Raw genomic sequence first — 25,310 nt, forward strand, 5'->3', positions numbered from 1 at the left:
GCTGCGAGGCAGCGCGTGCACCGCTCAGTCGGGTCACGGTGGACGAGTGGCTCGATCAGTGGCTGTCCATGAAGGCGGAGGATCTGGAAGCGAGCACTGCCTACAGCTACACCATGACCTTGGCCCGCGTCCGCGGAAGGCTCGGGCACATCAGGCTCCAGGACCTCACCGAGGACCACGTCGAGGCATGGATGCGAGGGGCGCTCCAGGAAGGGCGTGGGCGGGGAGGGAAGCCGGGACCGGCCTGGGGGCGACCTCGGTCGAGATGTCGCTGGCCCGGCTGAAGGAGGCGCTTGACCGGGCAGTGACACGGGGATTGGTCCAGGTGAACGTCGCTCGTGAGGCGACCGTTCCCCGTAAGGCACACAAGGCCGACGGACTGCGCGTCAAGATCGCCCCCCGCCTGCTGGACGATCGGTCGTGCCGCCCTCGGCGGGGGGGAAGGACGGCCCTGCGGAACGGACCGTTCGGCCCAAGCCGGCCCAGGCAGCAGGGCCGATCCTGGACATGTAAGAACGCCGCCCATATGTGCGGGAGGAAACGATGTACGGCTCCGCTTACACCGTGAGTGACGTCATGACCCGCTCCGTCGTGGCGCTGGCCGCCGGGGCAGGGTCCAAGGACATCGTGCGGACCATGCGAACACAGCGGATCAGTGCCCTCCCGGTCGTCGACGAGGGGAATCGCGTGGTCGGAGTCGTCTCCGAGGCTGACCTGCTGCGCAAGGAGGAGTTCCAGGACAGCGACCAGGACTGCACCCGAGGACCGGGCCCGTCCCGGCCCACGACAAGGCACGAGGGATGACGGCGACGGGCCCGATGACGTCCCCCGCCGTCACGGTGGACCGCCGCGAGACTCTGGCCGGGGCTGCCCGTGTCATGGCGCGGCGTGGGATCAAACGCCTGCCGGTCGTCGACGCCAAGGGCGTGCTGCAGGGGATCGTGAGCCGTGGCGATCTGCTCAGGGTCTTCCTCCGACCCGATTCGACCCCCCGGCCACGACGCCCTGCTCCTGCTCGACATGACCGCGCCTGCGATCACACATGGCAACCGGCTTCCCCACCCACCCTCCTGACCAGGCGCTGCAACCCCACACGGACAACAACACTCTTCCGACACGAAGCGGCTCTCGTCACGGAACCCGCCTGAAAAGTCTCCTTCACTCGTGCCGAACGAGAAGCGCCGTTCATCAGGGCTGTCCATGGGCCGAAACGGTGACATCCTGGAGCACTGGCGTCCACCCGCTTGATCACCGGAACGGCACCCGATGAAGACACCCCACCCCGAGTCGGTTCTCTCCCGTGCCGCGCGCGTCCTGGAGGCGTTCAGTCAGGACGAACCGAGGTTGAGTGTCTCCGAGATCGCCCGACGCACCGGGCTGCACGTGGCCACGGCGTCCCGGATCGTGGGGGAACTTGTCGCCCACGGATTCCTGAGCCGGGACGACGATCGCCGCGTACGGGTGGGTGTCCGGCTCTGGGAACTCGCGGTGCGGGCCTCGCCCGCGCTGTCCCTGCGGGACGCCGCCATGCCGTTCATGGAGGGCGTGCACGACGTCGTCGGCCATCACGTGCAACTGGGGGTCCTCGACGGTGACGAGGTGCTGTTCCTCGAACGCCTTTCGGCACCGAACGCAGTGATCAACTACACCCGGATCGCCGGACGCCTGTCCCTGTACGCCTCGTCCAGCGGGCTGGTGCTCCTGGCCCACGGTTCGGCAGACCTCAAGGAACGGCTGCTGGCCGGCCCGCTCGCTGCCTATACCCGAGCGACCCCGGCCACGCCCGCCCGGCTGCGCGCGACCTTGGCCGAAGTCCGTCAGCAGGGGTATGCCTACTGCCCCGGCTACGTCCATGAGGAAGCTCTCGGCGTGGCTGCCCCGGTGCGCGGAGCGGACGGCCAGGTGGTCGCGGCGCTGTCGGTCATCGTCCCGAACGACGCGGGCGCCCAGGCGGTCGTTCCGGTCGTGCGCACGGCCGCCCGTGGTGTGTCCCGTGCTCTCGGGGCGCCCACGGGGCGGGAGCGGACTGGTGTGTGACGGCGGTGTGACATCGGCGCGAATTTCGTCTCTCACTGAGTGAGAATGCCGTCGCGCTGCGACGGCGGCCACGCGCATCCTTCCTGCATTCCACAGACAGGAGGCGACATCGTGGTCGTACACAACCTGCTGCCTGCTCTTTCCCGGCCCACTTCCACGCTTTCCTTGCGGGTCCGCGCCAAGGACGTCGTCGCGGACGGGGTCGTGTCCCTCGTCCTCGACCACCCCGACGGCGCGCGGCTGCCGGACTGGACGCCGGGCGCCCACATCGATCTCGTGCTGCCGAACGGGACGACACGGCAGTACTCCTTGTGCGGCGACCGGTGGGATCCGTACAGCTACCGCATCGCCGTGCTGCGCGAGCGTGCCGGGCGGGGAGGATCGGCGTACGTGCACGACCGGCTGAAGCCCGGCGATCCGGTCGGCGTCGGCGGCCCGCACAACCACTTCCCCCTCGTGCCGGCCGACCGATACCTCTTCATTGCGGGTGGCATCGGCATCACTCCGTTGCTGCCGATGATCCACCAGGCCGAACTCATGGGAATCGAGTGGCACTTGCTCTATGGAGGGCGCACTCGTGAATCCATGGCCTTCCGCGAGGAACTGGCTCAAGCCCACGACGACCGCGTGCACCTCGGCCCGCAGGACGAGTGCGGCCTGCTGGACCTCGCCGCGTGGCTGTGCGAGCCGCTGCCCGGAACCAAGGTGTATTGCTGCGGACCGGCCCCTCTCCTGGCCGCCGTCGAGGAAGCATGCGCCCACTGGCCCGAGCACAGCCTGCGTACCGAACCCTTCACCGCCGCGGACCGATCCGAGCCCGTGCGCCGGACACCCTTCAAGGTGGAACTTCGGCGCACCGGCCGTACGGTGACCGTCACCTCCGAGGTCTCCGTGCTGCACGCCGTGCGCCGGGCCGGTGCGGAGGTGCTGTCTTCTTGCGAACAGGGAACCTGCGGCACCTGCCTCGTCCCGGTACTGGAGGGAACGCCCGACCACCGCGACGCGGTCCTGGCCGGCCACGAACGCGCGGCGGGCGACTGCATGCTGCCCTGCGTGTCCCGCTCGCACTCCGACCGCCTGGTCCTGGACCTCTGAGCGTCCTGGACCTCTGGGCGCTCCGACCCTCACAGCTGATCCGAGCCGCACGCTGCCCAGCTTTCCGGCACCGCCGCCCAGCACCCAGTGTCCCGATGCATGGAGCCGCCATGACCAAGACAACAGCCGTCCCCACGTCACCGCCGACCAGTGACGCCGACCCGTTCGCCGCCGAACACCTGGAACACCCCGAGCACCTGCACCGGCAGCTGCGCGCAGCCGGCCCCGTCGTCCGCCTGTCCCGTTATGGCGTACACGCCCTGGCCCGCTACCAGGAGGTGCATGCCACCCTCGTCGACTGGCAGACCTTCCAGTCCGGCGCCGGTGTGGGGCTGGCCAACTTCCGCCATGAGGAGCCGTGGCGCCCGCCGAGCCTGCTGCTGGAGGCCGACCCGCCGCACCACGACGCGCCGCGCCGGGTGTTGCGCGAGATCCTCGCGCCGCTCGCCCTGCGCCGGCTGCGTGAGACGTGGCAGGCGGTCGCCGAAGAGCTCGTCGAGACCGTACTGGCCGAGCAGGGCCGGGAGTTCGACGCCTTCGACGCCTTGGCGAAGGCGTACCCCCTGCGTGTCTTCCCCGACGCGGTCGGTCTCGGCCCGCGCGGTCGGGAGAACCTGCTGCCCTACGGCAACATGGCCTTCAACGCCTTCGGACCCCGCAACGCCCTCGTCCGGGCCGACGCAGAGCGGGCGGGGGAGCTGTCGGCGTGGGTGAACGCCCAGTGCGCCCGCGAGGCGCTGAGTGAGGACGGCTTCGGTGCCCGGATCTGGGCCGCCGCCGACCGCGGGGACCTCACCCATGCTCAGGCGCCCTTGGTGGTGCGGTCGCTGCTCACCGCCGGGGTCGACACCACCGTGCACGGGCTCGCCGCCGCCCTGTACGCCTTCGCCACACACCCGCAGGAGTGGGAGCGGCTGCGCGCGCGTCCCGAGCTGGCGCGGGTGGCGTTCGACGAGGCGGTGCGCTGGCAGTCCCCGGTGCAGACGTTCTTCCGCACGGCCACGACCGACGTCGACATCGCCGGTACCCGCATCCCCGAGGGCGGCAAGATCCTCATGTTCCTGGGCGCCGCCAACCGCGACCCGGACCGCTGGGAGGACCCCGACCGCTTCGACCTCACCCGGGACCCTTCCGGTCACGTCGGCTTCGGCATGGGCATCCACCAGTGCGTCGGCCAGCACGTCGCCCGTCTGGAGGCCGAGGCCCTGCTGACCGCACTCGCCCGCCGCGTCGCACACCTGGAACTTGCCGGCGAGCCGCGGCGGCACCTCAACAACACCCTGCGCTCCTGGGCTTCGCTGCCCGTGCGCATCCGTCCGGCGAGCTGACCACGGGCACCGGATACCTGCCCCCGTATCACCCCATCGAAAGGACCTGTCCCCATGCCCCAGCACGTACGCGGTGTCGTCGCCCGCGCCCAGGGCGAACCCGTGCGCGTCGAAACGATCATCATCCCCGACCCCGGGCCCGGTGAAGCGATCGTGAAGGTGCAGGCGTGCGGCGTCTGCCACACCGACCTGCACTACCGCGAGGGCGGCATCAACGACGACTTCCCCTTCCTCCTCGGCCACGAGGCGGCCGGCGTCGTCGAGCAGGTCGGACCAGGTGTGACCGACGTGAGGCCGGGTGACTTCGTCATCCTGAACTGGCGTGCGGTGTGCGGCCGTTGTCGAGCCTGTCGGCGTGGGCGCCCCCAGTACTGCTTCGACACCCACAACGCGCGGCAGAAGATGACGCTGACTGACGGCACCGAGCTGTCACCGGCTCTCGGCATCGGCGCCTTCGCCGAGAAGACCCTCGTCGCCGCCGGACAGTGCACCAAGGTCGACCCGGCCGCGTCCCCGGCCGCTGCGGGACTGCTCGGCTGCGGGGTGATGGCCGGCATCGGTGCGGCGATCAACACCGGGGGCGTCGGCCGAGGCGACGCCGTGGCAGTCATCGGATGCGGCGGCGTCGGCGACGCAGCCGTCGTCGGCGCACGGCTGGCAGGTGCGGCGAAGATCGTCGCCGTCGACGTGGACGACCGCAAGCTGGCCACCGCCACGTCCCTGGGCGCCACGCACACGGTCAACTCGCGCACGCAGGACCCTGTGGACGCGATCCGCGAGCTGACCGGCGGCTTCGGCGCCGACGTGGTGATCGAGGCCGTCGGCCGTCCGGAGACCTACCGGCAGGCGTTCTACGCCCGCGACCTGGCCGGCACCGTCGTCCTGGTCGGCGTGCCCACACCCGAGATGAAGCTGGAGCTGCCGCTGCTGGACGTCTTCGGACGGGGCGGGGCGCTGAAGTCCTCCTGGTACGGCGACTGCCTGCCCTCCCGCGACTTCCCGATGCTCGTCGACCTCTACCTCCAAGGCCGCCTCGACCTCGACGCCTTCGTCAGCGAGACCATCGCCCTGCACGAGGTGGAAGACGCTTTCGCCCGCATGCACAAGGGCGACGTCCTGCGCTCGGTGGTGATCCTGTGACGGCCGCCGGCGCGCGCATCGAACGCGTGGTCACCTCGGGCGTCTTCACGCTGGACGGCGGCACCTGGGACGTCGACAACAACGTCTGGATCGTCGGGGACGACCATGAGGTCGTCGTCATCGATGCCGCCCACGACGCCGACGCCATCGCCGAGGCGGTCGGCGACCGGAGACTGACCGCCATTATCTGCACCCACGCCCACAACGACCACGTGAACGCCGCACCGGCGCTCGCCGCGACCACTGGCGCTCCCATCCTGCTGCACCTGGACGACCGGCTGTTGTGGAAGCACACCCACCCCGACCGCGACCCGGACGGCTACCTGTCCGACAACCAGCGCATCGAGGTCGGCGAAACACAGCTGCAGGTACTGCACACGCCCGGGCACACACGGGGAGCCGTCTGCCTCCACCTTCCGGAGCTCGGCACCGTCTTCACCGGCGACACCCTGTTCGCGGGCGGACCGGGAGCCACCGGACGCTCGTACTCGCACTTCCCCACCATCGTCCGGTCGATCCGCGACCGCCTGCTGGTCCTGCCGCCCACCACCATGGTCCGCACTGGTCATGGCGCGAACACCACCATCGGCGACGAGGCGCCGCACCTCGCGACATGGACCGCACGAGGCCACTGACGCCGACAGCGGCCGGCCCGTACTTTTGTCGGCGTCCGTCCCGCCGGCAGGGACCTCAGGTGCGACACGCCGGGGCTTCCACAGCGGACCGGCCCACGACCAGCTCCGGGCGGAGAACGACGTGCGCGTGAGAGCGCTGCACGGGCCCGCAGGTGGACGGCCGACGAGCCCAGGGGATTTCATCGGTCCCACATGCGTCCCGCACGGCTCTGAGTGGCGCCGATCAGCGCGCGGGAGCCGCCATCGTGGATCGGCGTACGACCAGTTCGGGCTGGAGCACGACGTGACTGTGCGCATGCCCGATGCCGTGGGCCGTGTCCTCGATGAGCAGGCGGCCGGCCTGCTGTCCCATGGCGGATGCCGGTCGTCGCACCGAAGTGAGCGGCACTACGGCCGACGCGGCGAACTCGATGTCGTCGTACCCGACCACCGCGAGGTCGTCCGGCACTCTGAGGCCGGCCTCGTACAGGGCCTGCAGGACACCGAGGGCGAGCAGGTCGTTGGCGCAGAAGACGGCGGTGGGCCGCTCGTGCAGGCCAAGGATGCGATGTCCGGCGTCCTTGCCGGCCGCCACGGTGAGGGCATCGCAGGACAGTTCCCTGAGCGCGGTGGAGGGCAGGCCGGACTCGCTGATCGCGGTCAGCGCGCCCCGGCGCCGGTCCCGTACCTGCTGGAGGCGGTCGGGGCCGCTGACGTAGACGAGGGCGCGGTGGCCCCGCTCGACCAGGTGCCGCACCGCGGCCCGGCCGCCCGCCACGTCGTCGATACCGACGGAACAGGCTGCGGGCTGGGGCGCGTACTGGTCGGCCACGACGAACGGAACCGCGTTGCGGCGGAAGGCCGCGACCGTGCGCCCGACTCCTTCACCGGAGGCCAGCACGGCCCCACGGACCTGATGGGAAGTGATCAGAGACAGGTGGCGTGCAGCCTCCGCCGGGTCGTGTGCCCCCGTGCAGACCATGACGCCGAGGTCTGCTTCACGGGCGGCCTGTTCCACACCGGAGGCGAGCGCGGTGAAGAACGGGTTGGCCATGTCGAGCACCATGACGGCGATCACCCGGGAGGCCCACCCACGCAGCTGCCGGGCGCCCTCCGCCCGGACGTAGCCGAGGGAGTCGATGACTTCCAGGACGCGCGAGCGCGTCCCTTCGGACACGATCTCGGGCCGGTTGAGGACGTTGGAGACGGTACCGAGCGAGACGCCCGCCTCCCGCGCCACGTCCTTGATCCCCACCCGGGAACGTGTGCGGCCGACAGGTCCGGCCACGGCCGTTCCTCCGCCGGAACCGCGTTCGTGGTCCGCGGTGGGTGCGGCAGCCTGCCGCCGGTCCACGGCCTAGCGTCCTTGCGGCGCGCGGGTGGTGGAGCGCACCACCAGACGGGGGGTCATCGTGGTCTGCATGGGTCTGTCCCTCCGGCCTTCGACGCGCTCGATGAGCATCCGGGCGGCGGCGGACCCCATGGTGTGTCCCGCCTGGTCCACGCTGGTCAGCTGCACGGGGGCCAATGCGGCGAGTGCGGTGTTGTTGTAGCCGACGAGCGACAGGTCCTGTGGGATGCGCAGGTCGAGTTCGTGCGCGGCGCGGTAGATGCCCAGTGCGGCGACGTCCGCACCCGTCATCACGGCGGTCGGCGGGCGGTCGGCTGTCAGCAGGGTCATACCCGCCCTGAATCCGCCGTCGTCGGAGTATGCGGTGTGGTGGACCCGCGTGAACCGGTCGAGTCCGTGCCGTTCCATCGCGCGCAGATAGCCCTCGCTCAGCACGGCCTCCGGCGTGCGCTTCCACTTGTTGGCCCGGGTGCCCGGAGCCGAGACCAGGGCGATGTCACGGTGGCCGAGCGAGACCAGGTGATCCACCACCAGGCCGGCGCCGAGATCGTCGGCGTCCACCACCGAGTCGTAGGCGTCCGAGGCGTCGTGGTGCCCGATGACCACGGTCGGCGTCGATGCGGCCGTGGCCAGCACCTCCGGGCGTGGCGTCCCCGGAGCGATGAGGATCAGTCCGTCCATCTGCCGGTCGACCAGGGAACGGATGGTCCTGGCCTGTTCATCCGGGTCGAAGCCGGCCGCGCCGATCAGCACCGTGTAGTCGGTGTGGCGGAGCTCGTCCCGGATGCCGTCGAGGATGTCGGCGAAGAAGGCGTTGCGGACGTTGTCCAGCAGTACGCCGATGGTGTACGTCCGGCCGCGCATCCCTCGTGCCGCGGCGTGCGGCCGATACCCCAGGTCCGCGATGGCAGCCTGGACCTTCTCCCGCATGGCCTCGCTCACGCCGTAGGCGTTGCGCATCACCTTGGAGACCGCGGCCGTGGAGACGCCGGCGTGGCGGGCGACATCGGTGATGGTCACGCGTTTGCTCGGCTTGCCCGCAGAAGCCCCGTCCATGGTCCACATCCCGGATCTTGTAAGTCTCGGTATAACGGTCTACACCGTACTACCCGGAAGCCGTCAAGTCCTCTGCGTCTCGCACCGCGTTACCTGCTTGTGTCTTGACGATGCTGGAAGAGCAGTGCAAGGTTTTGCCCACTCGACACGGAGAACGTTTTACAAACATCTCCGCGTCATTGCCCCGCCCGTGCTGCCGGGCCCGCTCTTCGCCCATGGCGCTCCTCTCCGCACCTCCTTCTCTCGTCGTGATCCTTGGGAGTCTCCCGTGCCCCTTCGTACCTCCCGCGCCCGTCGTGCGCGACTGAGCCTGCTCACCGCCGGCACCGCCTCGCTCGTGCTCCTCGCCACCGCATGCGGCGGCAGTGGGGGCGGCGGCTCCTCCTCCGCCCCCGAGAACTTCGACTACCTGAGCGTCACCGAGAACACCACCGTGAAGACGGCGCTGACCACCATGTCCAAGGGCCCCTGCAAGGCGGCGAACGACGCTCTGCCGCTGGAGGTGGAGACGGTCCCGCAGGCGAGCCTGGACCAGAAGCTCCAGCTGCTGGCCGGCCAGGACGCGCTGCCAGTGCAGTTCGCCGCAGGCAATGCCCCCGCCCTCACCCAGGAGTTGGCCAAGTCCGGCAAGGTCGCCGACCTGGAGGCGAAGCTCAAGGAGCTGGGCGTTCTCGACCAGCTGGAGCCGGCCGCCGTCTCCACCATCAAGGCCCTGTACGGCGGGGAACTTCAGGTCCTGCCGTACGAGTACAACATCGAGGGCATCTTCTACAACAAGCAGCTCTTCGCGGACAACGGCCTGAAGGTGCCCGGCACCTGGGAGGAACTGGTGTCGGCCGCGGCGAAGCTGGAGGCGAAGGGCGTCCAGCCGTTCTCCGCCTCCGGTCAGCAGGGCTGGCCGCTCACCCGTCTGATCAGCGGCTACCTCTACCGCAGCCTCGGCCCGGACGCCCTGCAGAAGGTGGCCGACGGCAAGGCGAAGCTGACCGACCCGGAGTACGTGAAGGCCGCCGAGGAGGTCGCCGCCCTCGGCGAGAAGGGCTACTTCGGCAAGGGCGTCGGCTCCATCGACTACGACACGGCGATGAACCAGTTCCTCACGGGCAAGGCCGCCATGTTCTACATGGGCAGCTGGGCTCTGGCGAACATCTCCGACGACGAGCAGAACAAGATCGGCGCGGAGAACACCGGCTTCATGCCCTTCCCGGCCGTGACCGGGGGCAAGGGTTCGGTCGACCAGTACCCGTCCAACGTCGGCCTGGGCATCACCTTCGCCTCGAAGTCCTTCGACAAGAAGACCGGGGACTGGGTGTCCTGCATCGCGAAGAACTACGGCTCCACCGCGCTGAAGGACCACGGCTCCATCTCCGGCTTCAAGGTGAACACCGAGGTCAAGGACGCCAACGAGGTCACCACCCAGGTGCGGGACACCATCAGCTCCTCGAAGCAGAACGTGCTGTGGTTCGAGGCCCTGTTCAGCACCAAGGCCACCACCATCAGCCAGCAGAACGCGGCGGGTCTGGTCAGCGGCAGCACGAGCCCCGAGCAGTTCATGAAGACCGTTCAGGACGCACTGGCCGCCCAGTGACCGGTCGGGGGCGGCCCGCACGCTCCTACCCGCCCCGCCGCGCGCGGGCCGCCCCCGTCCCTCCGACGAAAGTGGACACCCACCCATGCACCGCGTACTCGGTGACCGCAGGGCCATCGCGATCCTGCTCGGTCCCGCCCTCCTCGTCTACTCCCTGATCATGCTGGTCCCCATGGTGTGGTCGCTCGGGTACTCCTTCACCAAGGGCAACACGATCAACGGCTTCACCGGAAACGGTGTCGCCAACTTCACCCGCCTCCTCGACGACCCGGCCGTCCACGACGCGCTCTGGTTCACCCTGAAGTACGCCGTCGTCGTCACCGCCGGGCAGGTGGTCGCCGGGTATCTCCTGGCGCTGCTCTACGTCTTCTTCCTCAAGCGCGCCTCGGCGCTCGTCCGCACCCTGGTGTTCTTCCCGGTCGTGCTGCCCACCGTCGCCGTCGGCCTGCTCTTCCAGAAGTTCTTCCAGGTCGCCCCGCAGACCGGCCCGGTCAACTCCCTCCTCAACGCCGTCGGCATCGACTCGATCGACTTCTTCGGCAGCGCCGGCAGCGCCTTCTGGGTCCTGATCGCCATGGACATCTGGCGCTCCATGGGCTTCTACGCGGTACTCCTCTTCGCCGGCCTGGTCGACATCCCCGACGAGGTCCTGGAATCGGCCCGCCTCGACGGAGCCACGGGGTTGAGGCTGGTCCGCCACATCGTGCTCCCGCTCTCCTTGCCCGTCCTGATGTCCTCACTGATCTTCAGCATCAACGGCACGCTGAAGGTCTTCGACTCGATCGTCGCTTTGACCAACGGCGGCCCCGGCACGGGCACCACCCCGCTGACCCTGTACATGTTCCAGACGTCGTTCACCTACAGCGACTACGGCTACGGCAGCACCATCGCTCTGCTGCTGACCGTCGTGTGCCTGCTGGTGAGCCTGGTCGTCTACCGCGTCTCGCGGCGCGACCTCACGGAGGGCTGAGAGGCATGGCCACCATCGACACACCCGTGAAGACCTCCGTAGGCGGCTCCGGGCACGCGCCCGTGCGTGCCCCGCGGATCCGGCGCGGCCGTCCGGGAAGCCGCCTGTGGGTCAAGGTCGTCGTCGCTCTCCTGCTGGTCGTCGAGGTCTACCCGATGATCTGGATGTTCCTCACCTCCCTGAAGTCCAACGACGACTACCTGAACAACTCCACCTGGAGCCTGCCCACCACCTGGGAGTGGAGCAACTACACCGAGGCGTGGACGACCGGCCACATCGGCCTCTACGTCCAGAACAGCCTGCTCGCCGTCGTCCCCGCGCTCGCGCTGATGCTGCTGCTGGGCACCGCTGCCGGCTTCGCCCTGCAGGTCATGGTGTGGAAGGGCCGCAGCCTCACCCTGCTGGTCTTCCTCGCGGGCATGATGGTCCCGCCGCAGATGATCCTGCTGCCCCTGTTCACGGTGTACTTCCAGACCGGCCTGTCCGGCACGCTGTGGCCGCTGATCCTCACCTACACCGGCACGGGCCTGCCCCTGACCGTCTTCATGATGGCCACCTACTACCGGGGTGTCCCCCGCGAGCTGTTCGAGGCCGCCACCATCGACGGCGCCGGCATCCTGCGCGCCTTCTGGACCATCAGCCTCCCCCTGGTGCGCAACGCCCTGCTCACCGTCGGCCTGGTGCAGTTCTTCTTCATCTGGAACGACCTGCTCATCGCGCTGACCTTCACCAACAACCAGGATCTGCGCACCATCCAGGTCGGCCTGCTCAACTTCACCGGCGACTTCGGCGCCACCCAGTACGGCCCCCTCTTCGCGGCCATCTGCATCAACGTCTTCGGCACCCTCCTGATCTACCTCTTCCTCAACCAGAAGGTCATGAAGGGCCTCACCTCGGGAGCGTTGAAGGGCTGACCCAGTCCTCGCCCCGGCCTGCCGTCTCCCCGGATCTCCCGGCTCCGAGGAGCTCGCCGCGCCCACCCGTCACGCTCCCGCATGTGACCACACGTGAAAGAAGGGTCGCTCCTTGCTCCCCCCTCAGCCCTCCCCGGTCCGCTTCGAACACCTGCCGGACGGACTCGGCATCGGAGTCGCCTCCCCCCGGCTGACCTGGACCTTGCCCCCGGGCACCGGCCGCCAGGTGTCGTACGAACTGGAACTCGAACGCCGTGGCGGTATCCGCCGCACCGGGCGCGTCGACAGCGCCGAGCAGGTCCTCGTGCCGTGGCCCGGCGACCCCCTGACATCCCGGGAACGCGCCACCGTCCGCGTCCGCGTCTGGACCCCCGACACCGCAGGCCCCTCGGAGTGGAGCACACCGAGAGACGTCGAGGCGGGGCTCCTCGACGCCGCCGCCTGGCAGGCCGTACCCGTGGGCGCCGACTGGGACGAAGACCCCGAGGGCGAGCGCCGCCCCGCCCGCGTGCGCAAGGACTTCCACCTCGACCGGCCCGTCGCCCGCGCACGCCTCTACGTCACCGCCCACGGCCTCTACGAGGTCGAGATCAACGGACACCGCGTCGGCGACGACGCGCTCGCACCGGGCTGGACCGTCTACCCCCACCGGCTGCGGTACCGCACCCATGACGTCACCGCCCACCTCACCGAGGGCGCAAACACCATCGGCGCCTGGCTCGGCGACGGCTGGTACCGCGGCAGGTACGGCTTCGACGGCGGCACCCGCAACATCTACGGCACCGACCAGTCCCTCATCGCCCAGCTGGAAGTGGAGTACGACGACGGCACCACGCATGTCGTCGCCACCGACCGAACCTGGAAAGCGGCGTCCGGCCCGATCCTCACCAGCGGCCTCTACGAAGGGGAGACCTTCGACGCCCGCCTGCACGATCCCGCCTGGGCCACACCGTCCGCGGCTGGAGCGGGGGACTGGACGCCGGTCCGCACGGGCGCACGAGATGCTGGCACCCTCGTCGCTCCTCTCGGGCCGCCCGTGCGCTGCACCGAGGAGGTCACCCCGGTCACCGTCACCCGTACCGGCGACGGGCGTCACCTGCTCGACTTCGGGCAGAACCTGGTCGGCCGTCTCAGGGTCACCGTCGACGGACCGGCCGGTACCACCCTCACCCTGCGGCACGCCGAAGTCCTCCAGGACGGCGAGCTGGCCACTCGCCCCCTGCGTGAGGCGACGTCCGTCGACACCCTGATCCTCTCCGGCGCGGGACCGCTGACCTGGGAGCCCCGTTTCACCCTGCACGGATTCCGCTACGCCGAGATCAGCGGCTGGCCGGACGACATGACGGCCGGTCAGGTGACCGCCCGCGTGTACCACACGGACATGCGCCGCACCGGATGGTTCGAGTGCAGCGACCCGCTCGTCAACCGCTTGCACGAGAACGTCGTGTGGAGCATGCGCGGCAACTTCGTCGACCTGCCCACCGACTGCCCCCAGCGCGACGAACGCCTCGGCTGGACCGGCGACATCCAGGTCTTCGCCCCCACGGCGAGTTTCCTCTACGACTGCGCCGGCCTGCTCGACTCCTGGCTCACCGACGTCGGCATCGAACAGCTCCCGGACGGCACGATCCCGTGGTACGTCCCCGTCATCCCGGGCGAGCCGATGTGGACACCGATCCACCCCGGCGCCGCATGGGGCGACGTCGCCACCCTCACTCCCTGGGCGCTCTTCCAGCGCTACGGCGACCTGGAACTCCTGCGCCGCCACTACCCCATGGCCAAAGCGTGGGTCGAGCTCGTCGAACGCCTCGCCGGTCCTACCCGCCTGTGGGACACCGGCGTCCAGTTGGGGGACTGGCTCGACCCGGCCGCCCCACCCGACGACCCGGCCGCGGGCCGCACCGACCGCTACCTCGTCGCCACCGCCTACTTCGCCCACTCCGCACGCCATCTCGCCCTGGCCGCAGACGAGTTGGGGTACGACGCGGACGCCGAACGGTACGCAGCACTCGCCGCCGAGGCAGCCGACGCCTTCCGACGCCGGTACGTCCTGCCTTCGGCCCGCCTCACCGGCGACAGCGCCACCGCGTACGCGATCGCCCTCGCCTTCGACCTGCTCACGCCGGAACAGCGCGGACCGGCTGCCGACCGCCTCGCCGAGATCGTGCTCGCCGACGGCGCGCGCATCTCCACCGGCTTCGTCGGCACCCCGCTCATCTGCGACGCCCTCACCGACAACGGTCACCTCGACGTCGCCTACCGGCTGTTGCTGCAGACCGAGTGCCCCTCCTGGCTCTACACCGTGGCCATGGGCGCGACCACGATCTGGGAGCGCTGGGACAGCCTGCGGCCCGACGGCACCCTCAACCCGGGCGGCATGACCAGCTTCAACCACTACGCGCTCGGCGCCGTTGCCGACTGGCTGCACCGGGTGGTCGGCGGTATCAGCGCCACCGCCCCAGGCTACCGCCGGCTTTCCTTCCGCCCCCGCCCGGGCGGCGGTATCAGCTGGGCCCGTGTCCGCCACGACACGCCCTACGGGACGGCCGCACTGTCCTGGGAGCTCACCCCCACCGGCATGACGGCCGACATCACGGTGCCGGAAGGCTGTACGGCCACAGTGGAGCTCCCCGGATGCGCACCCCTCGCCCTCGGGCCGGGCGACCATGTCCTGCACACCGCAGAACTCGGAGCGGCGGCCTGACCGTCTCCCGTACGCGAAGAGGGACAGCCCGACGCATCAGGCGATGCGTCGGGCTGCTATTTGTCTTGTGAATTCATATCATCCAGGGCGTCGATGGTAGAGAATTCCATCGGCCCGTTCAATTGAAATTTCAGGGCTCCATTAAAATCTCAAGGAAGAAAACCTGCTGGTGAGGGGCTATTTTAAATAGGAGGTTCCGGAGGGTTGACCTTGCATCGAAGGAGGTCATAGTTTCCAGCCTGCTGGGAAGAACTTCGTGGCTGAATACGGCCGTGGCGCCGAGAGCTCACCGTGGGATGCGGCGAGCACTCTGCCGCCGAGAAGTGAAAAAGGGAATGCGATCCCTCGGAGCTCCGCGACCACGCGGCTGCTCCCAGAGCCTCATCGAGCCGGGGCCGGCCGTGACCTGACCCCTCGGCCGGCCTCACCTCCCCCAACCCGCGGCGGCGCGTCGTACTGCCGCCATCTCAGTCCGGAGAGCCGCTGTGAACCGACGAACGTTCCTATCCGCCGCAGCCTTCACGGCCCTGGCCGCGAGCATGGCCCCCGCGGCCACCGACCGAGCGGTCGCCGCGCCGCGGTCCGTGGCGCAGGACCGGGCCGCCGAACTGCTCGCCCGCATGACGGCCGCCGAGAAAGAGGCCCTCGTACGCTGCGACTTCGATGCCGTGGCCCACCTCGGCATCCCTGCCCTCACCATGGTCGACGCCTCCGCAGGGCTGCGCGGCGAGACAGGCGTCACCGCCTTCCCCGTCCCCGTCGCCCAGGCGGCCACCTTCGACGAGGCGCTCGCCGGCCGGATCGGCAAGGCCATCGGCACCGAGGGCCGGGCCAAGGGCTACAACAACGCCCTCGGCCCCACCATCGACCTGACCCGTACCTGGCACTTCGGCCGACAGGCCGAGGCCATGGGCGAGGACCCGGTACTCGCCGGACGCCTGGGCACCGCCCTCACCGTGGCCATCCAGTCCCAGCACATGGCGGCCACCCTCAAGCACTTCGCCGCCTACACACAGGAAGTCAACCGCTTCTTCATCGACACCAAGGTGTCCGACCGAGCGCTCCACGAGTACTACCAGGCGCCCTTCCGCCGCGTGATCGCCGCCGCACCCGCCACCTCGGTGATGATGGCGTACCCGAAGATCAACGGCACGTTCGCGACACGGCACACCGGCCTGTTCGACGACCTGAAGAAGGGCATGGGCCTCCAGGGCCACACCGTGCCCGACTTCTGGGCCGGGGACGACCAGGTGGCCGCCGCCCGGGCCGGCATGGACCTCGCCGGGCTCGGCCCCGGCGGTGTCCAGATCCCGGCGGGTTCCCTCACCGGCGGTGCGATACCGGCCGCCCGGCTCGACGACGCGGCCCGGCGCATCCTCGTCACCATGTTCGCGAACGGCCTCTTCGACCACCCCGTCCCCGTCCCGGCGGGCAACGTCAGCACCCAGGCGCACAAGGACCTCGCGCACGAGGCGGCCGTCGCCTCCACGGTGCTCCTCGCCAACCGCTCCGCGGCCCTGCCGCTCACCAGCGCGGTGAAGTCGCTCGCCGTCATCGGCCCGGCCGGGTCCGACACCTTCACCGGCGTGTCCGGCTCCACATACGTCGACCCCGGGGCCTGGACCACTCCACTCGACGCGATCCGGGCCCGCGCCGGAAGCTCCGTCAAGGTCACCCACGCCCAGGGAACCAAGGGTGACCTCCCCCTCACCACGGTCCCCTCCACCGTCCTGCGCACCCCCACCGGGGCGGCCGGCCTGAGGGCGAGCTACTACACCAGTGCCGACGGCACCGGCACACCGGTCACGACCCGCACCGACACCACCGTCGACTTCACCGCCGCCCCCGTCGAGGGCCTGCCGCAGGTGTGGTCGGCCAAGTGGACCGGCACGCTGACCCCGACCACCACCGGCCTGCACCGCTTCTCCCTGCTGCCGTCCGGGACAACCACGCTGAGGATCGACGGCAGGACGGTCGTCTCCGGCACCCGCCAGATGGCCCGCTTCTTCCTCGGCCCCTACGACTACCCGCTCCAGGGAACCGCCGAACTGACCGCCGGACGCGCCGTCACCGTGGAGATCACCTACAACAACGCCACCGCTGAGCCCGGAACGTGCGGCCTGGCCTTCGGCTGGCAACCCGAGTCCCTCATCCCCGCCGCCGTGACGGCGGCCCGCGCGGCCGACGCCGCCGTCGTCTTCGTCAACCGGGTCGCCGGCGAGGGCATGGACCACGACGGATACGCGCTGCCCGGAGACCAGGATCAGCTCATCACCGCCGTCGCCGCCGCCAACCCCCGCACGATCGTCGTCCTCAACACCGACGGTCCCGTCGCCACCCCCTGGCTGAACGACGTGGAGGCCGTCGTGCAGGCGTGGTACGCGGGCCGCGGTGCGGGCACCGCCATCGCCGCCGTCCTCTTCGGCGACAGCGACCCGGCCGGCCGCCTCCCGGTGACCTTCCCCACCGACGCCACCCAGGGCCCCGGCACCACCCCCACCACCTACCCGGGCACGAACGGCACCGTCGCCTACGACGAGGGCACCGCCGTCGGCTACCGGTTCCACGACGCCAGGAAGCAGGACCCCCGCTTCCCCTTCGGCCACGGTCTGTCCTACACCACCTTCGCCCACGGCTCCCTGGAAGCCACCTACGACAAGGCCGCCCAACAGGTCGTCGTCGAGGTCACCGTGACCAACACCGGACGGCGCGAGGGCACAGAGGTCCTCCAGGTGTACGCCACCCTTCCCGCCTCGGCGGCGGCGGAGCCTCGCCGCCTGGTCGCGTTCCAGAAGGTCACCCTCCCCGCGGCCGGCTCCAAGCGACTGAGCCTGACGATCCCGGGCCAGGACCTCAGTGTCTGGTCGTCGGAAGCACTGACGCTCACCCCGGGCGTCTACACCTTCGCGACGGCGCGTTCCTCCCGCGTCGTCACCGCACAGCGTGCCCTCACGCTCGGCTGACCACCGTCGGCCCCCTGGGTCGCGGGCGGCTCGTGTGACCGCTGCGCAGTCTAGTGAACGTCACACGAGCCGCCGCCGGCCGGCCCAGCCCTGACACCCCACGCCTCGCTCCAGCCAACCTCACTCCTCCTTCCCGCCCGGAGTCCGTCCGTGACACGCACCTCACACCTGCTCGGCCTCGCCATCAGCCTGGCGCTCGCAGCCACCACGACGACCGGATGCGGCCCGTTCGGGGCTGAACAGGACGGGCCGGTCGAGTTGTCAGTCAGGGCAAGCGCCACCGACAGGTCTGCGATGGACGCCGTTGTCGCCGAGTTCCACCGCCTCAACCCCGACACACACGTCACGGTCGACTACTCCGACACCGGCGACCTCCAGCAGGAACTCCCGGGCGCGCTCCGCGCGGGTGACGGCCCCGACGTGTTCACCGTCTGGCCCGGCAACGGCAATCCCGCCTCCGTCACCGCGCTGGAGCACGACGACCTGCTGGAGAACCTGAGCCTTCGCCGCTTCAACCTCACGATGCCCATAGGCGTCAAACCGGTCACCGACGTCAACGGCAGCACGTTCGCGGTACCTGTGACCTTCAGCGGCATCGGAACGGTCTTCTCCACGGAAGGACTGGACGCCATCGGAGGAGCACCACCCCGGACCTGGACAGAACTCCTGACCCTCTGTGACAAGGCCCGCGACCACGGCAAGGTCCTCCTCGCCCTGGGCAACGCCACCCCCTGGGTCACCCAACTCATCACCTACGCCCTGGTCGCGACAACCGTCTACGCCGACGAACCGGACTTCGACACCGACATGGAACTCGGCAAGGAAACCTTCGCCAACTCCGGCTGGCGCACCGCCCTGCGCAAATACATGGAGATGGACGGGCGCGGCTGCTTCAACGCCGACCCACTGGACACCACGTACGAGGAAACGCTCGACCAGGTAGCCACGGGCCGGGCCGTGGGAGTCGTCCAGGTCGCGAGCGTACTGTCCGAGCTACGTGCCGCCGCCCCCGGCCTGACCCTGCGCATGACCGCACTGCCCGCCACAGATGACCCCGACGACACACGGATGCCGGGTGCCGTATCGGCCGCCTATGGCCTCAACCCCGACACTCCACATCGCAAGGAGGCCCTCGCTTTCATCGACTTCCTGGGATCCGCTCGCGGACAGAACCTGTACAACCGCTCCGGTGCCACCCTGCCCGCCATCCCGAACGCCTCCTTCACTGTCGACCCCGCGATCAGGGAGGTCGCGGAGCGGCAGAAGGCTGGAACCACCGTTCCCTTCATGGATCAGCGCTGGCCGAACTCCGCCGTCCAGCAGACACACTTTGCCCAGGTCGAAGCTCTATTCTCCGGGACCACGGACATCGAAGCGGCCTTGGCTGCGCTCGACAAGGCTTATCAAAAGCGAACTTGATCCAGGCATGAGAAGTGCGTCCTTGAGGCGGAGTCAGCCCCATCGAGTACTCCTCCGGCCGGCAGAGCACGCGCCGGCTCAACCACGGCGGCGACCGCCAGGCCAACGCCGCCCTGCACCGCATCGTCTTCACCCGGCTGCGCCATGACCCGCGCACCCAGGCGTACTTCGAACGCCGCACCCAGGAGGGCAAGACCCGGCGTGAGATCATCCGATGCCTCAAGCGTTATGCCGCCCGCGAGGTCTTCAACATGGTCAGACCGGTCTCCCGCACCCCCGCGTTATAGGGGCGTCTGTGACACGACGCAGCCCCGCCCGGGTGACACCACCGGGCGGGGCTTCTGTCGTCAGGTGTCGCGGTCCCGCAGTCTCTCCTCACGGGTCTTGATCACCCGCAGCCGGTCCGGCTGCTGCGAGGTCCACCGGTCCGGACCGGCCTCCGGCCGCAGCACCCACGTGGTGCCGCCGCGCACGTCCGCCACGATGCCGCGACGGTCGGCGTCCTCGTCGTGGATCAGGTCGCCCACCCACGCGCGTCGCGTCTGCTCGCCGGTCATCCGTGTCCCTTCCCGTGTAGCTCCGCCCACACCTGTTTCCCCCACGGCAGCGGCTCGGTGCCCCATCGCTCCGCCAGTTCTTCCACGAGCGTGAGGCCACGCCCGCCTTCGTCCTCGGGGCCGGACGCCTTGCGCACCGGTGGCGCCATCGAGAAGTCCACGACGCCAATAAGCACCCGCGCTGTCTCGGGCCTCTCGACAACCACCCGGATCGAGTCACGCCTTGCGTGCTGCACGGCGTTGGCCACCAGTTCGGACACGATCGTGGCGCCGTCCTCGGCCAAGTCCTCCAGGCGCCACGCGGCGCACGCTGCACGAACCAGGCGCCGGGCGGGCGCGGCGCTCTCGGGCTGACGGGGCAGGGTCTCGCTGTACCCGGGGTGCCCGGTCCTGCGAGCCCGCGTTGTAGGTTGCGGCATGTCGGTCTGCTCTCTCAGATCGGCCAAGCCCCGGGGCCGGTCGCACGGCCGCCGGGGCGCTGTCCGCTCCTGTAAGCGACATGCCTGGAACGCTGACAGGGGCGCAACGTCCCACTTTCACCACGCTATTCACAGACCCCCAGGAACTCCGCCAACGGCCGCAAACCCGGAGGGTGATTGGGGAGCGCCCACAGGTCGCGCACGATGGCCACGGCCAAGGTGTGGTGCTGCATCCATGTCGGCGCCACACGGCGCAGGGATTCCAGGGTCTTCACCGCTCCGGCCGCATCCCCGGTGTCCGTGTGGGCGCGGGCCACGTCCAGCAGCAGCCACGTGCGCCACGACGGAGGCGTGTCCTTGCTGAGCCGCATGCCCTTCGCCAGAGCTAGGCCGTGTCTGACAAAGATCCCGGCAGGGCTTCGCGGGAGCGAGACACGGGCTGGGCCGTACGGGGAGCGGTCAGTCGCCGTCGTGGAGGGTGGCGGCAAGGCGTTCGGCGATGGTTTGCCGGAGGTCGGGGTCGAGGCGTTCGGCCGTGAGGGATTCGTACAGCCACAGTCCGTCGGCGGCCAGGCGGGCGATGAACCGGTCGAGCGTGGCGGGGTCGTCGGTGGCTGAGGCGGGGGGCGGTGCCCAGCGTTCGATCACCGCGTTCCAGGGAGCGGCGTGTTCGTCGGTCGTCGCGCCTTCCAGCATGAACAGCAGCTCGGCCCGGGTGGCGCTCTGGGTGGCGACGCGGGTGTAGGCGGTGAGCCGTTCGGTGGTTGTGGCGTCTGCCGCGGGCTTTCCCGCTGCTGCGGCCATGCCTGCTTCCCACCGATCGGCGAGGTGCTGGTGGATGGCCAGCACGAGGTCCTCGCGGGAGGCGAAGTGGTAGAGCAGGCCGCCCTTGGTCAGGCCGGCCTCGGCGGCGACAGAGTCGAAGGTGACACTCTTGACGCCCTCGCGCTCCACGACGCGGGCTGCCGCTTCAAGGATCTGGGTTCGTTTGCTGGTTCGCATGGGTGCTCCGGTCGGTCAGTGGTGCGCTGGGGCGTCGGCGGCCTTCGCGGCGGTGGTCGGGACTGATCCAGGGCCGTGACGGCGCAGGAGTAGTCCCGTGGCGAAAGCGCCGACGGCCATCACGGCGGTGACCACGACGGTCACGACGAAGTACGCGTTGTCGAACGCGTTGGAGGCGGCGGTGATCAGCGAGGGGTTGTCCTTGCCCAGGGCGAGCGCGGCGTCGAGGCTGTCGCGGGCCCGGTTTGGCACCCCGGCGGGCAGGTTGATGGTCGCGCTGTAGACGGCCGTCAGGAGGCTGCCGAGGAGGGCGACTGCGATGAGGCTGCCGAACTCGTAGGAGACCTCCTCGACGGAGGACGCCATGCCAGCCCGGCGGGCCGGGACGTTGCCCATGATCGCGCTGGAGGCGACGGACATCGCCGCCCCGAGCCCGGCCCCGGTGAGCAGGAGTCCAGCCACCAGCAGGCCCATGCTCGTGTCGAAGCTGGCCAGAATCACCGCGGCGCCGGCTGCGGCAAGAGCGAGGCCGCCCGCGACGATGGGCAGCAGACCGACCTTGTGCAGGATGGCACCGCCGACCATGGCCGTCGGCAGCGCTCCCAGGGCGACGGCGGCGACCAGCAGCCCTGCGCGCAGGGGGGTGAAGCCTTCCACGAGCTGGAAGCGCTGGGTGGTGACCAGCTGGATGCCGGCGATGGCGAACATGGACAGCCCGGCGGCCAGAACGCCGGCGAGGAACGCTGGGTTGCGGAAGATCGTGAAGTCCAGCAGCGGGTAGGGCAGGCGGCGCTGCCGCCTGGCGAACGCCCACCCACCCACAGCGGCCGCGAGGACTGCGGTGGTGATGACGAGGGGGGCGGGGCTGGTCTTCGCGGTCTCCTTGATTGCGATCACCAGGCCGACCAGGGTGACGAGCGCGAGCAGCGAGGAGATCAGATCCCAGCGCTTGGAGGGATCGGCGTCATTGGGGGGCGCGAGGACCAGCGTGGCGATGACCGCCGCGATGACGACGGGAACGTTGATGAGGAAGACCGACCCCCACCAGAAGTGGTTGAGCAGGACGCCACTCACGATCGGGCCGAGCCCGCTGCCCACGATCGCCAGACTTCCCCAGACGGCGATGGCGACGTTGCGCTCACGCTCGTCCTCGAACGTGACCCGGATCAGGGCCAGCGTCGCGGGCATCATCGTCGCCGCCCCCACCGCCAGGAACGCTCGCGCCGCGATCAGTGCCTCCGGGCTCGACGAGAACGCGGCGGCCAGCGAGGCGGTCCCGAAGGCCACCAGACCGATCAAGAACATCCGCCGGTGCCCCACCCGGTCCCCCAGCGTCCCGCTGCCCAGCAGTAGCCCGGCCATCACCACCGGATAGGCGTTGATGATCCACAGGCTCTCCGAACTGCTCGCACCGAGGTCCTCCACCAACGTCGGCAACGCCGCGTAGAGGATGGAATTGTCCAGCGTGATCAACAGCAGCCCTGCACTCACCACCGTGAGCAGCAACCAGCGCCGCTTCGTACCCAAGGCCATCTCCGCACGCCTCTCCAGCAGACCATCGCGATTCCATAACTATACCTTACGGAAGGTATAGTTATGGAGTCAGTGTTCTTTGTAACAGGCAGTTGACCTGGCACTTTCTCGGCGAGGCTGTGCGGCGTGCCGGGCGGAGTCGGACGGCGGCCCGATACCGGGGGGCCGGGTAATGAGAGATCAAGCGGTGGGCCGCGGGGAGCTGCCAGACGCGGCCTGGAAACGACTGGAGTGTCTGCTGCCGAAGGCCGACGGGCGGGGGCGACCGTGGCGTGATCACAGGCAGGTGATCAATGGAGTGCTGTGGCGGTTACGGACGAGGGCTCCGTGGCGCGACCTGCCGGAACGCTACGGACCTTGGCAGACTGCGTACGAGCGGTTCGCGCGTTGGGAGGCGGACGGCACATGGGCTCGCCTATTGGAAGCAGTCCAGGCGCGCGACGACTCGACCGGAGTGCTGGAGTGGACGGTGTCGGTGGACTCCACCATCAACCGCGCCCACCAGCACGCCGCTGGAGCCCGTAAAAGGGGGCACAGGCGCCGGACGAATCTGGAGATGCATCGCATTCGACGTCTGGCCAGGCGCTCGGCAGGTCACGAGGCGGGCTGACCACCAAGGTCCACCTCGCGGCCGACGGCCGCGGCCTGCCTCTAGCCATCGTCGTTACCCCAGGCAATGTCAACGACTCCACGATGTTCGACACGGTGCTGGACGCGGTGCGAGTGCCTCGCCTGTCTGCAGGGCGGCCCCGTCGCAGGCCCGAGACGGTCATCGCCGACAAGGCGTATTCATCCCGGGCCATACGGGCGGGCTTACGGCGACGTGGCATCAGAGCGGTCATCCCTGAACGGTCCGACCAGATCGCCAACCGGCACCGCCGAGGAGCGGCCGGCGGGCGGCCGCCAGCTTTCCATCCAGAGCAGTACAAGGCCCGCAACGTGGTCGAGCGATGCTTCAGCAGGCTCAAGCAGTTCCGAGCTGTGGCCACCCGCTTCGACAAACTGGCCGTCCGCTACCTCGCCGGAATCAGGCTCGCCTCCCTCATCCTCTGGCTTCGTGAACCGTGATCATTTGTCAGACACAGTAGGACTCCGTTAGGTCTTCGAGTTCGGCCTGTTCCTGGGCATGTTGGGTGGATGGACGCACATGAGATGGACGCACATGAAGTGAACCGTGTCCGGGCGAAGTTGGCGCTGTACGTGGCGGACGTCTTCGCGTCGCTGCCGCGCAAGGACCAGCGGAGCAAGGGCGACTGCTACCTGCGGGGCTTGATGCTGGACGGCCGCCGCAAGTCGATTCAGGCCATGGCCGCAAGGCTGCCGGACGGCAACGAACAGAACCTGCAGCAGTTCGTGAACCAGTCCACCTGGGACCCGGTGCCGGTGCAGCGGCGGATCGCGGAGCGCATGCTGCCGCTGATCAATCCGGCGGCCTGGGTGATCGACGACGTGTCGGTGCCCAAGGACGGAAGGATGTCGGTCGCCGTGGCCCCGCAGTACTGCGGGGCCCTGGGCAAACGCGCCAACTGCCAGGTCGCGGTCAGCGTCCACGCCGCCAGTGACACCTCCTCCTGCCCGCTGCAGTGGCGCCTGTTCCTGCCCAAGGAGTGGGCCGCGGACACCGAACGCCGCACCATCACCCGCGTTCCGCCCGAGGTCGGGCACCGCGAGAAATGGCGGCTGGCCCTCGACATGCTCGATGAGCTGGCCGACTGGGGCATGCGGCCACCGGTCGTGGTGGCCGACGCCGCCTACGGCACCAACGCCCGCCTGCGGGCCGGCCTGGCCCAGCGGGGAATCGACTACGTGCTGGCCATCCGCGGCGACGTGAGTGCCCACCCGTTCGACGCGAAGCCGATAGCCCCGGACCGCAAGGGTCCCATCGGCTGCTGGCCTCAGCCCCGCTACCGCCGGCCCGCACCCTCGGTGGCAGCCCTGGCCGCCGGCCTCGGACAGGAGGCGTTCACTTCCCTCACCTGGCGGCAGGGCTTACGCGGCGCGTTACGGTCCCGCTTCGCCGCCGTGCGCGTCCGCCCCGCCGGCAAGGCCGTCGAGCGTCCGATCCGGGCCGCCGCCTCGGCCGAACAGGGCTGGTGGGACGGGGTGCTGCCCGACTGCTGGCTGCTGATCGAGTGGCCCGAAGGCGCCGAGACGCCCACCGAGTACTGGCTGTCCAGTCTGCCGGCCGACACCCCGATCGCCGACCTGGTCCGTCTGGCCAAGGTCCGCTGGCGCATCGAGCACGACTACCGCGAACTCAAGCACGGCCTGGGCCTGGACCACTTCGAGGGCCGGTCCTGGCCCGGCTGGCACCACCACGTCACCCTCGTGACCGCTGCCCACGCCTTCCTCACTGAACAGCGGCTGGCCCCAAAAGCACCCACACCGGACTCACCCTCTACCAGACCCTCGACGCCCTCCAGGGCATCCTGAGGTGCTGGACCGGTATCTGCACCACCTGCCACCAGCCCCTGCCCAGCAGGCCACACACGACATCAAGATCGAGACAGACCTAACGGAGTCCTACTAGAGGTTGTCCCGTATGGGGTGTGAGTTATCCAGTGAGGGCCAGGTTGTGCAGTCGGGCGATGCCGAGCATGGCCTGGTGAACTCCGTCGCC

At 69.5% G+C, this 25,310-nt stretch carries 22 protein-coding genes and 2 pseudogenes; 17 read left to right on the forward strand and 7 right to left on the reverse strand.

Translation table 11 applies throughout. The features are described 5' to 3' along the window. The first annotated feature begins 68 nt into the window (after positions 1-68). From ACIGO6_RS12530 to ACIGO6_RS12565, 8 genes are all read left to right on the forward strand, one after another. Positions 69-284 (forward strand): hypothetical protein, encoded by a 216-nt coding sequence (locus ACIGO6_RS12530; RefSeq protein WP_399874907.1) that lies wholly within the window; start codon positions 69-71, stop codon positions 282-284. A 280-nt stretch (positions 285-564) separates the two neighbouring features. Then, the gene (locus ACIGO6_RS12535; RefSeq protein ID WP_399874835.1) at positions 565-804 is read left to right on the forward strand and encodes a CBS domain-containing protein; all 240 of its coding nucleotides are present in this window, start codon (positions 565-567) and stop codon (positions 802-804) included. A 74-nt stretch (positions 805-878) separates the two neighbouring features. Beyond that, the gene (locus ACIGO6_RS12540; RefSeq protein ID WP_399874909.1) at positions 879-1,148 is read left to right on the forward strand and encodes a CBS domain-containing protein; all 270 of its coding nucleotides are present in this window, start codon (positions 879-881) and stop codon (positions 1,146-1,148) included. Positions 1,149-1,266: 118 nt separating this feature from the next. Beyond that, positions 1,267-2,037, forward strand: a complete 771-nt coding sequence (locus tag ACIGO6_RS12545; RefSeq protein WP_399874836.1) for an IclR family transcriptional regulator — start codon at positions 1,267-1,269, stop codon at positions 2,035-2,037. Positions 2,038-2,148: 111 nt separating this feature from the next. Then, positions 2,149-3,132, forward strand: a complete 984-nt coding sequence (locus ACIGO6_RS12550; protein ID WP_399874838.1) for a PDR/VanB family oxidoreductase — start codon at positions 2,149-2,151, stop codon at positions 3,130-3,132. Between the two features lie 110 nt (positions 3,133-3,242). After that, entirely contained in the window at positions 3,243-4,460 is a 1,218-nt protein-coding gene (locus ACIGO6_RS12555) for a cytochrome P450 (RefSeq protein ID WP_399874840.1), read from the forward strand. 54 nt (positions 4,461-4,514) lie between these two features. Continuing rightward, complete coding sequence (locus ACIGO6_RS12560; protein WP_399874842.1) at positions 4,515-5,600, forward strand: S-(hydroxymethyl)mycothiol dehydrogenase; 1,086 nt, start codon at positions 4,515-4,517, stop codon at positions 5,598-5,600. After that, positions 5,597-6,235 carry an MBL fold metallo-hydrolase gene (locus ACIGO6_RS12565; RefSeq protein WP_399874844.1) on the forward strand — a complete coding sequence of 213 codons (639 nt, stop codon included), beginning with the start codon at positions 5,597-5,599 and terminating at the stop codon, positions 6,233-6,235. The genes ACIGO6_RS12560 and ACIGO6_RS12565 overlap by 4 nt, the downstream gene beginning before the upstream one ends. A gap of 223 nt (positions 6,236-6,458) precedes the next feature. On the opposite strand, the gene ACIGO6_RS12570 is transcribed toward ACIGO6_RS12565, so the two are convergent. Together ACIGO6_RS12570 and ACIGO6_RS12575 are read right to left on the reverse strand one after the other, a co-directional pair. Then, positions 6,459-7,502: a LacI family DNA-binding transcriptional regulator gene (locus ACIGO6_RS12570; RefSeq protein WP_399874846.1), complete on the reverse strand. Its 1,044-nt coding sequence runs from the start codon at positions 7,500-7,502 to the stop codon at positions 6,459-6,461. A 69-nt stretch (positions 7,503-7,571) separates the two neighbouring features. Then, positions 7,572-8,621 (reverse strand): LacI family DNA-binding transcriptional regulator, encoded by a 1,050-nt coding sequence (locus ACIGO6_RS12575; RefSeq protein WP_399874848.1) that lies wholly within the window; start codon positions 8,619-8,621, stop codon positions 7,572-7,574. A 268-nt stretch (positions 8,622-8,889) separates the two neighbouring features. On the opposite strand from ACIGO6_RS12575, the gene ACIGO6_RS12580 reads away from it, so the two are divergent. The 7 genes and pseudogenes from ACIGO6_RS12580 to ACIGO6_RS12610 form a co-directional block, all read left to right on the forward strand. Next, entirely contained in the window at positions 8,890-10,209 is a 1,320-nt protein-coding gene (locus ACIGO6_RS12580; RefSeq protein WP_399874850.1) for an ABC transporter substrate-binding protein, read from the forward strand. Between the two features lie 85 nt (positions 10,210-10,294). Then, positions 10,295-11,179 (forward strand): sugar ABC transporter permease, encoded by an 885-nt coding sequence (locus ACIGO6_RS12585; protein ID WP_364911075.1) that lies wholly within the window; start codon positions 10,295-10,297, stop codon positions 11,177-11,179. 5 nt (positions 11,180-11,184) lie between these two features. Continuing rightward, complete coding sequence (locus ACIGO6_RS12590; protein ID WP_399874852.1) at positions 11,185-12,093, forward strand: carbohydrate ABC transporter permease; 909 nt, start codon at positions 11,185-11,187, stop codon at positions 12,091-12,093. 112 nt (positions 12,094-12,205) lie between these two features. After that, complete coding sequence (locus ACIGO6_RS12595; RefSeq protein ID WP_399874853.1) at positions 12,206-14,797, forward strand: family 78 glycoside hydrolase catalytic domain; 2,592 nt, start codon at positions 12,206-12,208, stop codon at positions 14,795-14,797. Between the two features lie 485 nt (positions 14,798-15,282). Next, complete coding sequence (locus ACIGO6_RS12600) at positions 15,283-17,760, forward strand: beta-glucosidase (RefSeq protein ID WP_399874855.1); 2,478 nt, start codon at positions 15,283-15,285, stop codon at positions 17,758-17,760. Between the two features lie 150 nt (positions 17,761-17,910). Then, positions 17,911-19,179 (forward strand): ABC transporter substrate-binding protein, encoded by a 1,269-nt coding sequence (locus tag ACIGO6_RS12605; protein WP_399874858.1) that lies wholly within the window; start codon positions 17,911-17,913, stop codon positions 19,177-19,179. Positions 19,180-19,208: 29 nt separating this feature from the next. Further along, a pseudogene (locus tag ACIGO6_RS12610) lies at positions 19,209-19,466 on the forward strand (transposase); the annotation flags it as partial. 60 nt (positions 19,467-19,526) lie between these two features. On the opposite strand, the gene ACIGO6_RS12615 reads toward ACIGO6_RS12610, so the two are convergent. The 5 genes and pseudogenes from ACIGO6_RS12615 to ACIGO6_RS12635 form a co-directional block, all read right to left on the reverse strand. Then, positions 19,527-19,736 carry a hypothetical protein gene (locus ACIGO6_RS12615; RefSeq protein ID WP_399874860.1) on the reverse strand — a complete coding sequence of 70 codons (210 nt, stop codon included), beginning with the start codon at positions 19,734-19,736 and terminating at the stop codon, positions 19,527-19,529. Beyond that, the gene (locus tag ACIGO6_RS12620; RefSeq protein ID WP_399874911.1) at positions 19,733-20,155 is read right to left on the reverse strand and encodes an ATP-binding protein; all 423 of its coding nucleotides are present in this window, start codon (positions 20,153-20,155) and stop codon (positions 19,733-19,735) included. The genes ACIGO6_RS12615 and ACIGO6_RS12620 overlap by 4 nt, the downstream gene beginning before the upstream one ends. A 125-nt stretch (positions 20,156-20,280) precedes the next feature. Further along, positions 20,281-20,547 (reverse strand): annotated as a pseudogene (locus ACIGO6_RS12625) (transcriptional regulator); the annotation flags it as partial. A gap of 67 nt (positions 20,548-20,614) precedes the next feature. Next, positions 20,615-21,157, reverse strand: a complete 543-nt coding sequence (locus tag ACIGO6_RS12630) for a TetR/AcrR family transcriptional regulator (RefSeq protein WP_399874862.1) — start codon at positions 21,155-21,157, stop codon at positions 20,615-20,617. A gap of 15 nt (positions 21,158-21,172) precedes the next feature. Next, complete coding sequence (locus ACIGO6_RS12635; protein WP_399874863.1) at positions 21,173-22,690, reverse strand: MFS transporter; 1,518 nt, start codon at positions 22,688-22,690, stop codon at positions 21,173-21,175. Positions 22,691-22,862: 172 nt separating this feature from the next. Here ACIGO6_RS12635 and ACIGO6_RS12640 point away from each other — a divergent pair. Further along, positions 22,863-23,758 (forward strand): IS5 family transposase gene (locus tag ACIGO6_RS12640; RefSeq protein ID WP_399874865.1). Its coding sequence is split into 2 segments (ribosomal slippage): positions 22,863-23,214 and positions 23,214-23,758, totalling 897 coding nucleotides; the frame shifts between segments, so codons are not numbered across the junction. A gap of 84 nt (positions 23,759-23,842) precedes the next feature. Continuing rightward, the gene (locus tag ACIGO6_RS12645; RefSeq protein WP_399874913.1) at positions 23,843-25,123 is read left to right on the forward strand and encodes an IS701 family transposase; all 1,281 of its coding nucleotides are present in this window, start codon (positions 23,843-23,845) and stop codon (positions 25,121-25,123) included. The last annotated feature ends 187 nt before the right edge of the window (positions 25,124-25,310 follow it).

Source organism: Streptomyces sp. NPDC053750 (genome assembly GCF_044544295.1).
Lineage (GTDB): Bacteria > Actinomycetota > Actinomycetes > Streptomycetales > Streptomycetaceae > Streptomyces.

Excerpts from the sequence above, each read along its gene's own strand:
- ACIGO6_RS12615 (WP_399874860.1), bottom strand. The coding sequence starts at position 19,736 with ATGACCGGCGAGCAGACGCGACGCGCGTGGGTGGGCGACCTGATCCAC.
- ACIGO6_RS12620 (WP_399874911.1), bottom strand. The coding sequence starts at position 20,155 with ATGCCGCAACCTACAACGCGGGCTCGCAGGACCGGGCACCCCGGGTAC.
- ACIGO6_RS12645 (WP_399874913.1), top strand. The coding sequence starts at position 23,843 with ATGGACGCACATGAAGTGAACCGTGTCCGGGCGAAGTTGGCGCTGTAC.
- ACIGO6_RS12555 (WP_399874840.1), top strand. The coding sequence starts at position 3,243 with ATGACCAAGACAACAGCCGTCCCCACGTCACCGCCGACCAGTGACGCC.
- ACIGO6_RS12585 (WP_364911075.1), top strand. The coding sequence starts at position 10,295 with ATGCACCGCGTACTCGGTGACCGCAGGGCCATCGCGATCCTGCTCGGT.
- ACIGO6_RS12530 (WP_399874907.1), top strand. The coding sequence starts at position 69 with ATGAAGGCGGAGGATCTGGAAGCGAGCACTGCCTACAGCTACACCATG.
- ACIGO6_RS12560 (WP_399874842.1), top strand. The coding sequence starts at position 4,515 with ATGCCCCAGCACGTACGCGGTGTCGTCGCCCGCGCCCAGGGCGAACCC.
- ACIGO6_RS12545 (WP_399874836.1), top strand. The coding sequence starts at position 1,267 with ATGAAGACACCCCACCCCGAGTCGGTTCTCTCCCGTGCCGCGCGCGTC.
- ACIGO6_RS12540 (WP_399874909.1), top strand. The coding sequence starts at position 879 with ATGGCGCGGCGTGGGATCAAACGCCTGCCGGTCGTCGACGCCAAGGGC.
- ACIGO6_RS12590 (WP_399874852.1), top strand. The coding sequence starts at position 11,185 with ATGGCCACCATCGACACACCCGTGAAGACCTCCGTAGGCGGCTCCGGG.
- ACIGO6_RS12575 (WP_399874848.1), bottom strand. The coding sequence starts at position 8,621 with ATGGACGGGGCTTCTGCGGGCAAGCCGAGCAAACGCGTGACCATCACC.
- ACIGO6_RS12635 (WP_399874863.1), bottom strand. The coding sequence starts at position 22,690 with ATGGCCTTGGGTACGAAGCGGCGCTGGTTGCTGCTCACGGTGGTGAGT.
- ACIGO6_RS12630 (WP_399874862.1), bottom strand. The coding sequence starts at position 21,157 with ATGCGAACCAGCAAACGAACCCAGATCCTTGAAGCGGCAGCCCGCGTC.